Genomic DNA, 14664 nt, shown 5'->3' on the forward strand with positions numbered 1-14664 from the left:
TCAGCCGGCCGACTTCACGAGCTCGTCGATCGCGTACGGCAGGGAGAGCAGGGTGCCCTGGGACATGGCCGCGCCGATCGCCGGGCCCTCCGCGTCCAGCAGGTAGGACACCTTGCCGTTCTTGACGGCGGCCAGGTTGGCGAACAGTTCGGACTTCTTCAGCGCCTCGGTGTCGGCCTTGTCGTTGATGACGAAGATGCGGTCGACGTCGATCAGGTCCATGCGCTCGGGGGAGAGCGTGGTGTAGAACTTGCCGCCCGCGATCTTGTCGATCTCGGTCTGGTACGTGAAGCCGATGCCCGTCACCAGGCGCCCGCGGACGTCGGTGGAGGTGAACGGGGCCGCCGCGTCCTTGTACCAGGAGAGCGCGACGGCCTTCTGGCCGGCGAAGGCGGGGTGCGCCTTCCTGGCCGCGTCGAGCTTGTCCTGGATGCCCTTGACCAGTTCGGTGCCCTTGGCCTCCTGGCCGAGCGCCTTGGCGATGTGGACGGCGTTGTCCTGCCACGGGGCGCTGAAGGGTTCCTTCTCGGCCCTGGTGCGGCCCACCGTCGGCGCGATCTTGGACAGCTTGTCGTAGCCTGCCTGGTCGATCTCGGAGTACACCGCGACGATCAGGTCCGGGCGCAGGGCGGCGATCTTCTCGTAGTTCGGGCCGGCGTCGCCGTTGGTCATGATGACCTCGGGCCGGGTGTCGCCCCACTTGTCCTTCACCCAGGGCCACTGGGTGTTGATGTCGGGCGACGTGCCCGGCGGACTGGGGTACTGGTCGACCATGCCGACGGGCTTGATGCCGAACGCCAGGATCGCCTGGTCGTCGGTGTAGCCCACGGAGACGACGCGCTGGGGCGCCTTGGTGACCTTCGTGGACCCGAACGCGTGCTCCACGGTGACCGGGAAGGTGCCGGTCGCGGCGGCCGGGGCGTTGTCGCTCTTCTCGTCGGCCGGGTCCGCCGAGCCGGATCCGCAGCCGGCGAGGAGGCCGGCCCCGAGGGTCGTGGCGGCCAGGGCCGCCGCGATCCGTCGCCAGGGTTTCGTCCGTACGGCGACGACGGGTCGTACAGGTCGAACCGTTCGATGGAGAAGCAGCATCCGCAATCCCTTGCTTTCGTGCCATCCATTGCAGTCCCGCCCGAGGGCAGCCAAACCCTACCGCGACAACTTAGGCGAGCCTAGCCTTACTTGTGGCGTATCTTTGTCCGACTGCCCCCGCTCGGCCCCGGCCCGGTTCGGTCGTACGTGCATACGGCCGATGGGCACGACGAGCGGCCGCCCGCCGACCGGATCGTCGATCACCTCGGCCCGCAGACCGAACGCCTCGTGCAGCAGCTCGGCGGTGACGACCTCGCACGGGTGGCCCTGGGCCAGGATCGACCCCGCACGCATCACGATCAGGTGGTCGCTGTAACGCGTCGCCAGATTGAGGTCGTGCAGCACCATCACCACGGTGCACCCCGACTCGTGCAGGTCGTCCACCAGGTCGAGCACGTCGACGGCGTGCGCCAGGTCCAGGTAGGTGGTCGGCTCGTCCAGCAGCAGCAGGTCGGTGCCCTGGGCCAGCGTCATCGAGATCCACACGCGCTGGCGCTGGCCGCCGGAGAGCGCGTCGACCGGCCGGTCGGCGAGGTCCGACACCCCGGTCATGGCCAGCGCCCGCGCCACGACGTCGGCGTCGTCCGAGGACCACTGCCGCAGCCAGCTCTGGTGCGGATGGCGGCCCCGGGCGACCAGGTCGGCCACCGTGAGCCCGTCCGGCGCGACCGGCGCCTGCGGCAGCAGGCCGAGCTTCTTCGCCACGTCCCGGGTCCTGAGCCTGCCGATGTCCTCGCCGTCCAGGACGACCGTCCCGCTGGTCGGCCTCAGCAGCCGCGACAGGGTCCGCAGCAGCGTCGACTTCCCGCAACCGTTGGGGCCGATGACGGTGGTGATCACCCCGGGCGGGATCGCCACGTGGAGGTCGTCGATGACGCTCCGGCCGCCGTACCCGACCGTGACGCCCCGGGCGGCCAGCCGTGCGGTGTCCGCAACCCCGGCCGCGGTCCCGGAGATGTGCTGAGTGGCCACAGGTCCCCCTTGTTCATCGTGCTTGCCGGACAACGCGTCGGCCGGAACGCCGGTCAACGCAGGTTCGCCCGTACCAGGAGGTGGACGAGGAAGGGGCCGCCGATCGCGGCGGTGACCACGCCGACGGGCAGCGTGACCGGCAACGCCGTGCGCGCGAGCAGGTCCGCGCCGGTCAGCAGGACGGCGCCCACCAGGCCGGAGGCCACCACCGGCGGTGTCGGACACCTGACCAGACGCATCGCCACCTGCGGGGCCACCAGGGCGACGAACGGGACCGGACCGGCCGCGCTCACCGCCACGCCGGCCAGCAGGACCGCGCACAGGAGCAGCACCGCGCGCACGGCCGCGTACCGCACGCCCAGCCCCGCGGCCACGTCGTCGCCCAGGTGCATCGGTTTGAACGGGAAGGCGGCGCCCGCCACGACGACGACGAGGACGGCCGTGCACCACAGCGCCACCCGCACCTCGTCCCACGACCGGTTGTCCAGGGACCCGATGAGCCACGCCTGGGCCCGGGCCACGTCCCTGATGTCGGCCTGGACCAGCAGCCAGGTGGCGAGGGCCTCCATGACGGCGCTCACCGAGATGCCGATGAGGATCAGCCGGAAGCCGTCGATGCCGCGCCGCCACGCCAGGAAGTACACCAGCAGACCGGTGCCCAGGCCGCCCGCGAGCGCCGCCCCGGACAGGCCCACGGCCCCCGCGATCGCCGCCGTCGTCCCGCCCGACACCGTCACCAGGAGGACCGCGGCGGCGCCGGCGCCGCCGGTGATGCCCAGGATGTCCGGGCTGGCCAGCGGATTGCGGGCCACCGACTGGGTGATCGCCCCGGACACGCCGAGCGCGACGCCGACGACGAGCCCGGCCAGGGCCCGCGGCATCCGCAGGTCCATGATGACGAACGCGTCGACCTGCTCGCCCCGCCCCAGGAACGCGGCGATCACCCGGGGCAGGCCGATGGGGAAGTCCCCGACGCCGATGGACAGGCAGAACACCAGGAAGGCGGCCGCGGCCAGCAGCAGCGTGACGCACACCTGCCACGGCCGCCAGACGAACGACACGCGCCCGAGCCGCACGCCCGGCGCCACCACCGCCTTCACCTCGGCCCCGGTCACGCGTTCTTGAACTTTCCGCGCCACACCAGCACCGCGAAGAACGGCGCCCCCAGCAGCGCGACCACCACGCCGGCGTCCAGCTCGCCCGGCCGCACCAGCAACCGGCCCGCGATGTCGCAGACCAGCAGCACGATCGCGCCGAGCAGACCGGCGTACGGCACCAGCCAGCGGTAGTCCGGCCCGGTCAGGTACCGGGCCACGTGGGCCACCATGAGGCCGAGGAACGCGATGGGGCCGCAGGCCGCCGTCGCCGCTCCCGCGAGCAGGGTGACGGCGACGATGCCGACGGTCCGGCTCAGCGCGAGGTTCACGCCCAGCCCCCGTGCCACGTCCTCACCGAGGTTGAGCAGGTTGAGGGCGGGCAGCGTGGTCAGGGCCAGCACCAGGCCGACGGCGATGAACGCGGCCACCGGCCCGATGACGGCGAACCCGACGCCCGCCACGGAGCCGGCGTTCCACAGGCGCAGCGCGTGCAGGGACGCCCGGTCCGACAGCGCGACCGCCGTGGTCATCGCTGCGAGGAACACCGCGACCCCCTGCCCGGCCAGGGCGAGCGTCAACGGGTTGCCCGCTCCCCGGCCGATGCTGGCCAGCCCGAACACGACGACGCCGGCGAGGGCCGCGCCCAGGAAGGCGAACCAGACGTAGCCGAGCGGGTCGGCGAACCCGAAGACCGCGATCACGGTCACCACCGCGAACGAGGCGCCCGAGTTCACCCCGAGCAGGCCCGTGTCGGCGATCGGGTTGCGCGTGTACCCCTGGATCAGGGCGCCCGCGACGCCCAGGGCCACCCCCGCCACGACCGCGAGCACCGTCCGCGGCACCCGTACGGTGCGCACGATGAGCCTGATCTCGGTGAGGTGCCGGTCGGGGTCCGGCGGCGCCGCCAGCCCGTGCCACACCTCGGCCGGGCTCAGGGCGCGCGCGCCGACGGCCAGCGACACCACCGCGACGCCCAGCAGGATCGCCAGGAGCACCACTGAACCCACAACTCGCCGCTGGCGAAGCCCAGTTGATTTCTCGGTGAGGGGCCGCTCGACTGCAATCGCGCCCATGTCGCTGTACGTTACCCTTCGTTGCCCCGCGGGATGCGCGGTCGACCACACCTCACTGGCGCGCTGTTCCGCCCCGCCCCGTCGGCGACCGTGCGGACCTCGTCGGAGCCGGACTTGCGGCCCCGGTCGAGGACCGAATCCAGGATCTCGCCGACCCGGACGGCGGTGTTGGAGAGCAGGGACGAGGTGATGCCGTGCGTGTGCTCGGTGCCGCCCTGTACGTAGATGCCGCAGCGCAGTTCGGGCTCGGTGGCGACGCGGTAGTCGCGCTCGACGCGCAACCGGCCCTCGGCGTCGGTGAGGCAGCGGTCGGCGACCTCGCCGAGGAGGGCGAGCGGGTCGGCGGGTCGGTAGCCGGTGGCGAAGACCACGACGTCCGCGTCCAGGACGGTCTCCTCACGGGTGACCAGGGACTGCACCGTGGCGCGGACCCCGCCGGCCGTCTGCGTGACGCCGGTCAGCCGGGAGACGTTGAGGAAGCGCAGCCGTTCGGTGCCCAGGACCCTCTCCTGGTACATCTGCCGGTACAGGTCGTCGATCAGGTCGATGTCCACCACCGAGTAGTTGGTGTTGCGGTGGTAGTCCATCAGCCGGCGTTTGACGTCCTCGGGCGCGGCGAAGAAGTCGTCCACCGCCTCCGGGTCGAAGATCCGGTTGGCGAAGCCGCTGTCGTCGGCGGGGCTGTACCCGTACCGGGAGAAGACCGCGCAGATCTCGGCCCCGGGAAAGCGCCGGTGCAGGTAGGCGACGTTCTCGGCGGCGCTCTGCCCGGCGCCCACGACGATGAACCGGGAGGGTGCGCTGCCCTCCAGGGCGTCGACCTTCGCCAGCAGGTCGCAGGTGTGCCACAGGCGGTCGGTGCGCTCGATGCCGTCGGGCATGCGGGGGCGCAGGCCGGTGCCGATGACGAGGTTGCGGGCGCGGTGGAGGCCGAGTCCCTCCCCCGAGCGGACCGTCACGTCCAGGTGCTCCACTGTTCCGTGGCGGACGACGGGCGCGACCCCGACGACCTCGTGGCCGTAGGAGACCGCGTCGTCGACCTGGCCGGCGGCCCACTCGAAGTAGTCGTGGAACTCGACCCGCAGCGGGAAGAAGTTTTTGTGGTTGATGAAGTCGATCAGCCGGCCCCGGCTCTTGAGGTAGCACAGGAAGCTGTACTCGCTGGCCGGGTTCCGCAGCGTCACCAGGTCCTTCAGGAAGGACACCTGCATGGTCGCGTCGTCGATGAGCATGCCCCGGTGCCAGCCGAAGCGCGGCTGCTGTTCGAAGAAGTGGGCGGTGACCGTTTCCGGACGGCCGACGCGCGCGTTGTGCTCGCCGACCGCTATCGCCATGGCCACGTTGGACGGCCCGAAGCCGATGCCAAGGAGGTCGTGAGTCAACGGGGCGTCGCCAGGACGAGCCTGTGCCATGTCACTCCCATCGTGCGAGGGCAGCCGCCACGCCCGGCGGGCAGGCGGCCGTCGATCGGGATCGGGAAGCACGGAAGCCGGGCACACCGGCAGAGCCGCGACCCAAAACTTAGGCAAGGCTAAGCTGATTTCAAGCGGGCTGTCGATAGGCACACCGGTGCGGTCGTACCCGGTGGAGCCGTCAACTGAAGTCCTCACGCGCCCGGTTGTCGGCTTAGGCAAGCCTTGCTTTACTCGACCGTGGTCACTCCCCCCTGCTCCGAGGAGGAACTCCATGCGGGTCGTCATGTTCGGTTACCAGACCTGGGGGCACCGCACCCTGCGAGCCCTGCTGGACTCCGAGCACGACGTGGTGCTGGTCGTGACGCACCCCAGGAGCGACCACGCCTACGAGAAGATCTGGAGCGACTCCGTCGCCGGCCTCGCCGAGGAGCACGGCGTCCCGGTGCTGCTGCGCAGCCGCCCCGACGACGACGAACTGTACGAACGCCTGAAGGCGGCCGACCCGGACATCATCGTGGCCAACAACTGGCGCACCTGGCTCCCCCCGCGCGTCTTCGGCCTCCCCCGCCACGGCACGCTGAACATCCACGACGCGCTGCTGCCGCAGTACGCCGGCTTCTCGCCGCTGATCTGGGCCCTGATCAACGGCGAGACGGAAGTGGGCGTGACCGCGCACATGATGAACGAGGAACTCGACGCCGGCGACATCGTGCGCCAGGAGGCCGTGCCCGTCGGCCCCCGCGACACCGCCACCGACCTCTTCCACCGGACCGTCGACCTCATCGCCCCCGTCGTCGTCGGCGCGCTCGACGCGATCGCCTCCGGGCAGCGGGACTTCGTACCCCAGGACCGGTCGCGGGCGAGCTTCTTCCACAAGCGGTCCGTCGAGGACAGCAGGATCGACTGGAACTGGCCCGCGCAGGACCTGGACCGCCTGGTGCGCGCCCAGTCCGAGCCGTACCCCAGCGCCTTCACCTTCCACCGGGGCAGGCGGCTGGAGGTCCTGTCGGCCTGTGTGTCCCAGGGCCGCTACGGCGGTACGCCCGGCCGGATCTTCTACCGCGAGGGCGACGGCGTGGTGATCGTCGCGGGGGCCGACGCCCGCACGGGCCGCAACCACGGGCTGGCCATCACCCGCGTACGGACCGAGGACGGCCGGGAGCTGCCCGCGGCCGAGTACTTCCCCTCCATGGGCGGCTACCTCACCCACCGGCCCTGAGGAGCCGTCGGCCCCGCGGACGGCGGGCGGCCGGGAGGAACCCCGGAGCCGTTCGGGCGTAGGCTTGGCCCGGCACGGACGGGCGGGGCGGGGGCGGCGCATGACGGCGGGACGAGCAGACGGATGGCGGTCGGACCTCGACGCGGTGGTGGTGTACGCGCAGGGCGCGGTCTGCCGCCGGCTGGCGCGGGGCACGGTGCCGCCGGACGGGCGGGTGCGGGTGACGGGACTGCCGCGCTCGCTGGAGCCGGGCTCCCTGCGGGCCCGGGTCCTGGGTGTGCCCGGGGCGCGCGTCACCGAGGCCCGGGTGGAGATCGAGGCCGAGCCGGTCGCCGGTGAGGCGCCCGACACGCTGCGGCGCGAGGTCGAGCGGCTGCGGGAAGCCTGTGCGGCGGCCCAGGGGCGCCGGGACCGGCAGCGGGCCCTGATCGAGGAGGTCGCGGCGCTGCGTCCGGTGCCGCCGACCCCCGCGGACGGCGATCCGCACCGGCGCACCCCGGTCGACGCCTGGCTGGATCTCGCCGACTTCGTCGACGCACGGCTGACGGCGCTGCACGCCCGGCTCGTCGAGCTGGAGGACGCGACGCGCCGGGCCGAGCACGAACTCGGCGTCGCCGCCGACCGGCTCGCCCGCGCCTCCACCGCCGCGCCGCCGGCGCACGTGGCGACCACGGTCTGCGCGGCCCTGACCCTCGACGGCACGGGCACGGGTGACGCCGAGGTGGAGGTGGAGCTGGAGTACGGGGTGCCGGGGGCCGTCTGGGTGCCGGCGTACCGGCTCGCGCACCGTCAGGGCGAGGACACCGGCACCCTGGTGCTGCGCGCCTCCGTCGCCCAGCGCACCGGCGAGGACTGGACCGGCGTACGCGTCGCGCTGGCCACCGCCGACCTGCGGCGCCGTACCGGCCTGCCCCGGCTCGGGTCGGTCCGGATCGGGCGCCGCCAGCCCGACCTCCCGCCGTCCGGCTGGCGCGAGCCGCCGGCGGGACTCGCCGACCTGTTCACCGGGTACCGGGCGGCCGGCCCGCGGCCGGGCCCGCCCACGCCCGTGGCCGCTCCCCCGCCGCCACCGCCCCCGCCGGTGCCGATGCCGCCGCCGTCGGCCACGCTGGGGTACGGCGCTCCGGCCGGTTCGCTCCCGGTGCCCGGTGGCGGCGCGTACGGCGCCGTGCCGCCCGCGGCCCCGCAGGCGGCCCCCGGCCGGCCGGGCGGCCGGGCCCGGGCCGGCGGCGCCGCCGGAGCCCCCGTCGGAGCCCCCGCCCCCATGGCTCCCCCGGCTCCCGCAGCTCCTGCGGCCGCCATGGCTCCCCCGGCTCAGGCGGCCGGGATGGTTCCGGCGGCCCCCGGCCACACCGTGCCGCCGGCGCCCGCGCTGCCGCCCGCCGGTCCGCCGCGGCCGAGCGGCGCCGAACTCGACTACGCCGGGCTCGTCCTGTCCGGCCCGGACGAGGACGGCGACCGCCGGGGCCGGCTGTTCCCCGGCGCCGGCGCCGACCCGGTGGCGGACGGCCACCGCCGCCGCGCCGAGAGCGTGGCCGCGCTGCCGCTGCCCGGGCACGCCGTACGGCCCCGTGCGTCGGCGGGTTCCTTCGACCACCGCTACGACGCCGCCGCCCGCGCCGACATCCCCTCCGACGGCACCTGGCACACCGTCACCGTCACCGGGATCCCGGTGGGGCTGCGCACCGAGTACCTGTGCGTACCGTCGGTGGAACCGACCGTGTACGCCACGCTGGTGCTCTCCAACGCCACCGACCAGGCCCTGCTGGCCGGGCCGGTGGAGGTCACCGTCGACGACGAGTTCCTGCTGACGGCCGCGCTGCCCACGCTCGCCCCCGGCGGCGTACGCCGGGTCGGGCTCGGGCCGGCCGAGGGCATCCGGGTCACCCGGCGCACCAACCTGCACGAGTCGACCGCGGGCCTGCGCAACCACATCACCGTGCTCGACCACCGCGTGCACGTGGAACTGGCCAACCGCCTCGCGCGGGCCGTGACCGTCGAGGTCCGCGAGCGCGTGCCCGTCACATCCGAACCGGACGTCCGGATCGAGGAACGGGCCGACTGGACGGCCCCCGAAGCCGGCACCGGGCCGGAGCGGCACGCCCCGGGCACCCGGGTGTGGCGTGTGGAGCTGCCCGCCGGCGGCGACGCCGCCCTCGACGGCCGCTACGAGATCCGGATCCCGGCCGGCAAGTCCCTGGTCGACGGCAACCGCAGGAGCTGACGCACACCATGTCCCCGGACCAGAAGCCGTTTCCCCTGCCCGTCACGGCCGTCACCTGCCTGGAGGACCGCGCCCATGTCGAGCGCACCGCCGTGCTCGACCTCGCGGCCGGGGTCCAGCGGCTGCGGCTCGGGCCGGTCAGCGCGCTGGCCGTCGACCGTACGCTCCACGCCGAGCTGACCGGCGACCAGGCGCGCGTGCTCGACGTACGGATCGTCCGCGCGTGGACGCCGCGCGGACCGCTGCCGCCCACCGAGGACGACTCCGCCCTGCGCCACCGCGTCCACCTCCTGGAGGAGGAGCGGCGCGACCTCGAGCAGCGGCGCGACCGGCTGCGGGCCCGCCTCGACCTGCTCGGGCGGCTCGCCGCCGATCTGCTGCGGGAGATCGCCGAGGGCGCCGGCTCCGGGGAGACCGAAGGGCCGCGCTGGGCCCGCGAACTGGACCGGGTGGACGCCGAGCGCGACCGGTACGGCGAGGAACTGCGCGCCTGCGAGGCCCGGTCGGCCGCCGTCGCGGTCGAACTCGGCGAGAACCGGCGGGCCATGGGCCTCGCCGAGCAGGAACCCGCCGAACTGGTCGGCCACATCGAGCTGACCGTGGACAGCGCGGCGGCCGGACCGGCCCGGCTGCGCCTGAGCCACCTCACCGCCTGCGCCCTGTGGCGGCCCGCCTACCGGGCCGTGTTCGACGGGGACCGCCTGACACTGGAGACCGACGCGATGGTCTGGCAGCGCACCGGCGAGGACTGGTCCGGCGTACGGCTGACGCTGTCCACGGCCCGGTCGGCGCTGGCCACCGATCCCCCGCGGCTGCGCGAGGACCGGCTGACCCTGAGGGACCGGTCCGCCGCCGAGCGCCGTACGGTCGACGTCGAGCTGCGCGAGGAGGAGATCGGGGACCTCGGGCCGGCGGCGGCCGTGGTGCCGGGCCTGCCGGGGGTCGACGACGGGGGCGAGGCGCGGGTGCTCGAAGCCCCGGCGCCGGTGTCCGTCCCCGGGGACGGCCGCGCCCACCGGGTGCCGCTCTCGGCGTTCACGACGTCCGCGCGCAGCGAGTACGCCTGCTCCCCCGAGTTGTCCCCGCTGGTCACCGAGGTGGTGCGGGGCGACAACCGGTCCGGGCACGCGCTGCTCGCCGGCCCCGTCGACCTGGTCCGCGGCAGCGGGTTCGTCGGTCGCGGCACGCTGGACTTCACCGCGCCCGGCGCTCCGTTCGAGCTGGCGTTCGGCAGCCGTGACGACCACCGGGTGGTCCGTGACACCGAGGAGTCCCGCGAGAGTGCCGCGCTCACCCAGCGGACGGTGGTCACCCGCACGGTCCGGCTGCACCTGTCGCGGTTCTCCGCCCCCGGGGAGCGGGGCGAACGGGTGGTCGTCGTCCGGGAGCGGATCCCGGTCTCCGAGGTGTCTGCGGTGACGGTACGGGTGCGCGAGGACGCCTGCTCCCCGGCGCCCGGCGGGGTCGACGCCGACGGGATCGTCCGCTGGGAGGTCACGCTCCCGCCGGGCGGCCGCCGTACGGTCACGCTGGTCTACGAGCTGTCGGCGAGCGCCAGGGTCGTCGGGCTCTGAGCCGTACGGCACCGCATTTCGGCGCATTCCTCGGATCATCATGGCACTCCGGGGAATTCGCCTTTCCTTCCCTGTCGCGAGCCCTGCGTGTTCTCTTAGCGGTGCGGTCCGTGGTGCGCGACCATACGGACGCCAGCACAAGGAACGACCCAGACAGGAAGTAGGGCGGACGTGTCCGGAAGCGAAAGCGAGAACCCCGCAATCCCCTCCCCGGTCCCCACCGCGACTCGCCCCAGGACGAATCGGGACTGGTGGCCCAATCAGCTGGACCTTCAGGTCCTCCACCAGCAGTCGCCCCTGGCCGATCCGATGGGCGAGGATTTCGACTACGCGGCGGAATTCGCGGCCCTCGACGTCGACGCGCTGAAGCGGGACGTGTTCGAGGTGATGACGGCTTCGCAGGACTGGTGGCCCGCGGACTACGGTCACTACGGACCGCTGTTCATCCGGATGAGCTGGCACGCGGCGGGCACGTACCGCATCGCGGACGGCCGGGGCGGCGGCGGCAGCGGCGCGCAGCGCTTCGCCCCGCTCAACAGCTGGCCGGACAACGCGAGCCTGGACAAGGCGCGCCGTCTGCTGTGGCCGGTCAAGCAGAAGTACGGACGGCGGATCTCCTGGGCCGATCTGCTGGTCTTCGCCGGCAACTGCGCGATGGAATCGATGGGGTTCAAGACATTCGGTTTCGGATTCGGGCGGGAGGACATCTGGGAGCCCGACGAGGTCTACTGGGGACCGGAGGACACCTGGCTCGGGGATGAGCGCTACCAGGGCGACAGAGAACTCACCGGTCCTTTCGGTGCCGTCCAGATGGGACTGATCTACGTCAATCCGGAGGGGCCGAACGGAAATCCGGACCCGGTCGCCGCCGCCAAGGACATTCGCGAGACGTTCGGGCGCATGGCGATGAACGACGAGGAGACGGTCGCGCTCATCGTCGGCGGCCACACCTTCGGCAAGTGCCACGGCGCGGTGGACCCCTCGTACATCGGCCCGGAACCGGAGGCGGCCCCCCTGGAGCAGCAGGGCATCGGCTGGCACAACACGCACGGCAGTGGCGTGGGCGCCGACGCGCTCACCAGTGGGCTCGAGGGCGCGTGGACGACCGCGCCGACGACGTGGGACAACGGGTACCTGGACAACCTGCTGGGGTACGAGTGGGAGCTGACGACCAGCCCCGCCGGCGCCCGGCAGTGGACCCCCACGGATCCGTCGGCCCGGGACACCGTGCCCGACGCGCACGATCCGGCGAAGCGGCACGCGCCGATGATGCTGACGACGGACCTCTCCCTGAAGGTGGATCCGGTCTACGCGCCGATCGTCAAGCGCTTCCACGAGAACCCGGACGAGCTCGCGATGGCGTTCGCCAAGGCCTGGTACAAGCTGCTGCACCGTGACATGGGTCCGCTCTCGCGCTACCTCGGTCCGTGGATCCCCGAGCCCCAGCTGTGGCAGGACCCGGTCCCCGCGGTGGACCACGCGCTGGTCGGGGACGCGGATGTCGCGGCCCTCAAGAGCCGGATCCTCGCCTCGGGACTGTCCGTCCCCCAGCTGGTCACCACCGCGTGGGCGGCGGCCGCGAGCTTCCGCGGCACCGACAAGCGGGGCGGGGCCAACGGGGCGCGGCTGCGGCTGGCACCGCAGCGGGACTGGGAGGTCAACGACCTGCCCGAGGTGGCCGAGGCGCTGCGGACCCTGGAGGAGATCCAGCAGGAGTTCAACGGCTCGGACGGTGCGGTGAAGGTGTCGCTCGCCGACCTGATCGTGCTGGGCGGGTGCGCGGCCGTCGAACGGGCGGCGAAGAACGCCGGGTACGAGATCACGGTCCCGTTCGCGCCGGGGCGTACGGACGCCTCGCAGGAGCAGACCGACGTGGAGGCGTTCGCCGTACTCGAACCGCGGGCGGACGGGTTCCGCAACTACCTCCAGGCCGGCGAGAAGCTGTCGCCGGAGACCCTCCTGCTGGACCGCGCCAACCTGCTGACGCTGACCGCCCCGGAGATGACGGTCCTGGTCGGCGGCATGCGGGCGCTGAACACCGGCTTCAAGGGCGCCCGGCACGGGGTGTTCACGGAGCGGCCGGAGGCGCTGACCACCGACTTCTTCGTGAACCTGCTCGACATGGGTACGGAGTGGAAGGCGTCGGCCACGGCCGAGAACGTGTTCGAGGGCAGGGACCGGGTCACGGGCGAGGCGAAGTGGACCGCCACGGCCGTGGACCTCGTCTTCGGCTCGCACTCCCAGCTGCGCGCGCTGTCGGAGGTCTACGCGTCGAAGGACGCGGGCGAGAAGTTCGTCCGTGACTTCGTGGCGGCGTGGGACAAGGTGATGAACCTGGACCGGTTCGACCTGCGCTGAACCCGCCCTCCGGCCCGGTCCGCCGGACGGCGGACCGGGCCGGGTCGGCCGCGGGCGAGGGGAGGCTCCGGCGCGCAATCCGCTGGCCCCGGGCGGCGGGGGCCGCGCAGGATGGGGGCATGACCCCGCCGAACAGCCCGTACCCGTACGACACCGTCCTCCACCCCGGCCCGCACCAGGTGGAGTTCCTCCGCCACCCGGGCCCCGAGGGGACCGGACCGCCCGTGTGGGGGATCCGGGTCGACGGCACCGATCTGCGCGTCCTCGTCGCCCGGGCGACGCGCGAGCTGTGGGCGCTCGAGCTCGACCCGGACGACGACACCGCGCGGGAGCGCGAGGAGTTCCTCCTGCGCCAGCACGCGCCGCTGGACCTGGACGAGGACCGGGCCCGGGCGCATTTCCTGGGGGACGCGGAACCGGAGCTGCGGCACGCGCCGAGCGGCGCGGTCGCGCTCCTGGGCTGCACGTGCGGGATCGCGGCCTGCTGGCCGCTGCTCGCCACCGTCACCGCCACGGCCCGGACGGTGACCTGGTCGGGGTTCCATCAGCCGCACCGGCCCGAGTGGGGCGAACTGCCCCTCGGGACCCTCGTCTTCGACCGCGGAGGCTACGAGGCGGCCCTGGCGGCGCCGCTGCCGCTCGCCGAGGACCCCCTCGCCCCGTTCCTGGGGACGGACTGACCCGCCACCGTCCAGCCGGCCGGGCGGCGCAGGTCCTCGACGGTCCGGCCGTCCCCCAGCTCGCGGCGCAGGACGTCGAGCGCGGCGTCCGCCTGCCGCTCGAACCGTGCCCTGTGGTCCCGCCGGGCCGGGCCACGAGGGAGTCGCTGACGCCGGCTTCGAAGAAGCGCCGCGGACGCCGTAGGCTCGGCGGAGATCGTCGGCCGCGCGGGTGTTCCCGCCGGCCCGTCCACGCATGTCTACGGGGGACGCATCATGCGCGCAGGGGTCTATCTCGCACATCCGCGGCGGGGCAGTTTCAACCACGCCGTGTTCGACGCGGTGGTGGCCGAACTGCGCGACCGCGGCTGCCACGTACTCGCCCACGACCTGTACGCCGAGGGCTTCGACCCCGCGCTGGCCGCCGGGGAGACGGGGACGGTCGAGGGGGCGGAGCGGGCATCCGACGCGCAGGTGGCCCTGCACCGGGCGGAAGTGGCGACGCTCGACGCCCTGGTGTTCGTCCACCCCAACTGGTGGGGCATGCCGCCCGCGGTACTCACCGGCTGGGTGCAGCGGGTCCTGGCGCCCGGCGTGGCGTACAAGCTCGGCAGCGCGGCGGGCGAGCCCGCCGGGCTGTTGCGGGCCGGCCGGGCACTGGTCCTGAACACCTCGGACACGCCGGCGGAGCGCGAGGAGAGCGAGTTCGGGGATCCGCTGGAGCGGATCTGGTCGGCGTGCGTGCTGCCGTACGTGGGAGTGGACGACGTACGGCGGGTCGTGTTCCGTACGGTCGGCGACTCCACCGACGAAACGCGTGCGTCATGGCTGCGGCAGGCCCGTGACCAGGCCGCGGACCTGCTGGCCCCCGTCGGCGCAGCCCCGGCCTGACGGTTCTCCCGCATGGCCCGGGCCGGCCCCGCCCGCCACGCCGGTGGGCCGCCGGGGTGGCGGAAGTTGTCGGCGTGTCGGGGGCGGGTCGGC

11 protein-coding genes are annotated in these 14664 nt (G+C 73.5%); 6 read left to right on the forward strand and 5 right to left on the reverse strand.

The genetic code is table 11. The annotated features are described in order from the left end of the window. Genes ACIPXB_RS19525 through ACIPXB_RS19545 form a run of 5 tightly spaced genes read right to left on the reverse strand, consistent with a single transcriptional unit; the run spans position 1 to position 5643 of the window. Positions 1-1086 carry an iron-siderophore ABC transporter substrate-binding protein gene (locus tag ACIPXB_RS19525; RefSeq protein ID WP_401451743.1) on the reverse strand — a complete coding sequence of 362 codons (1086 nt, stop codon included), beginning with the start codon at positions 1084-1086 and terminating at the stop codon, positions 1-3. A gap of 60 nt (positions 1087-1146) precedes the next feature. Continuing rightward, a complete protein-coding gene (locus ACIPXB_RS19530) occupies positions 1147-2061 on the reverse strand; it encodes an ABC transporter ATP-binding protein (protein WP_401451368.1) in 915 nt (304 codons plus the stop codon). Positions 2062-2114: 53 nt separating this feature from the next. Continuing rightward, a complete protein-coding gene (locus ACIPXB_RS19535) occupies positions 2115-3176 on the reverse strand; it encodes a FecCD family ABC transporter permease (protein ID WP_401451370.1) in 1062 nt (353 codons plus the stop codon). Then, positions 3173-4231 carry a FecCD family ABC transporter permease gene (locus ACIPXB_RS19540; protein ID WP_401451372.1) on the reverse strand — a complete coding sequence of 353 codons (1059 nt, stop codon included), beginning with the start codon at positions 4229-4231 and terminating at the stop codon, positions 3173-3175. Before ACIPXB_RS19540 ends, ACIPXB_RS19535 begins: the two co-directional genes overlap by 4 nt. A gap of 11 nt (positions 4232-4242) precedes the next feature. After that, positions 4243-5643 (reverse strand): lysine N(6)-hydroxylase/L-ornithine N(5)-oxygenase family protein, encoded by a 1401-nt coding sequence (locus ACIPXB_RS19545; RefSeq protein WP_401451374.1) that lies wholly within the window; start codon positions 5641-5643, stop codon positions 4243-4245. 274 nt (positions 5644-5917) lie between these two features. Between ACIPXB_RS19545 and ACIPXB_RS19550 the strand changes: the two genes are divergently transcribed. The 6 genes from ACIPXB_RS19550 to ACIPXB_RS19575 all read left to right on the forward strand — a co-directional run bounded on the left by ACIPXB_RS19550 (position 5918) and on the right by ACIPXB_RS19575 (position 14571). Then, positions 5918-6865, forward strand: coding sequence for a methionyl-tRNA formyltransferase (locus ACIPXB_RS19550; RefSeq protein ID WP_401451376.1), 948 nt, complete (start codon positions 5918-5920; stop codon positions 6863-6865). A 100-nt stretch (positions 6866-6965) separates the two neighbouring features. Next, entirely contained in the window at positions 6966-9089 is a 2124-nt protein-coding gene (locus ACIPXB_RS19555) for a DUF4139 domain-containing protein (protein ID WP_401451379.1), read from the forward strand. An 8-nt stretch (positions 9090-9097) separates the two neighbouring features. Further along, complete coding sequence (locus ACIPXB_RS19560; protein ID WP_401451382.1) at positions 9098-10663, forward strand: mucoidy inhibitor MuiA family protein; 1566 nt, start codon at positions 9098-9100, stop codon at positions 10661-10663. 171 nt (positions 10664-10834) lie between these two features. Further along, on the forward strand, positions 10835-13021 hold the full coding sequence (gene katG / locus ACIPXB_RS19565) for a catalase/peroxidase HPI (RefSeq protein WP_401451384.1): 2187 nt from the start codon (positions 10835-10837) through the stop codon (positions 13019-13021). Between the two features lie 119 nt (positions 13022-13140). Beyond that, positions 13141-13701 carry a hypothetical protein gene (locus ACIPXB_RS19570; RefSeq protein ID WP_401451386.1) on the forward strand — a complete coding sequence of 187 codons (561 nt, stop codon included), beginning with the start codon at positions 13141-13143 and terminating at the stop codon, positions 13699-13701. Positions 13702-13956: 255 nt separating this feature from the next. Next, positions 13957-14571 (forward strand): NAD(P)H-dependent oxidoreductase, encoded by a 615-nt coding sequence (locus ACIPXB_RS19575; protein ID WP_401451389.1) that lies wholly within the window; start codon positions 13957-13959, stop codon positions 14569-14571. Positions 14572-14664 lie beyond the last annotated feature (93 nt).

This window comes from Streptomyces sp. NPDC090022, assembly GCF_044748145.1.
In the GTDB taxonomy this organism is placed as follows: domain Bacteria; phylum Actinomycetota; class Actinomycetes; order Streptomycetales; family Streptomycetaceae; genus Streptomyces.

Coding starts and splice junctions, on each gene's coding strand:
- ACIPXB_RS19545 (WP_401451374.1), bottom strand. CDS start 5,643: ATGGCACAGGCTCGTCCTGGCGACGCCCCGTTGACTCACGACCTCCTT.
- ACIPXB_RS19575 (WP_401451389.1), top strand. CDS start 13,957: ATGCGCGCAGGGGTCTATCTCGCACATCCGCGGCGGGGCAGTTTCAAC.
- ACIPXB_RS19560 (WP_401451382.1), top strand. CDS start 9,098: ATGTCCCCGGACCAGAAGCCGTTTCCCCTGCCCGTCACGGCCGTCACC.
- ACIPXB_RS19540 (WP_401451372.1), bottom strand. CDS start 4,231: ATGGGCGCGATTGCAGTCGAGCGGCCCCTCACCGAGAAATCAACTGGG.
- ACIPXB_RS19570 (WP_401451386.1), top strand. CDS start 13,141: ATGACCCCGCCGAACAGCCCGTACCCGTACGACACCGTCCTCCACCCC.
- ACIPXB_RS19555 (WP_401451379.1), top strand. CDS start 6,966: ATGACGGCGGGACGAGCAGACGGATGGCGGTCGGACCTCGACGCGGTG.
- ACIPXB_RS19550 (WP_401451376.1), top strand. CDS start 5,918: ATGCGGGTCGTCATGTTCGGTTACCAGACCTGGGGGCACCGCACCCTG.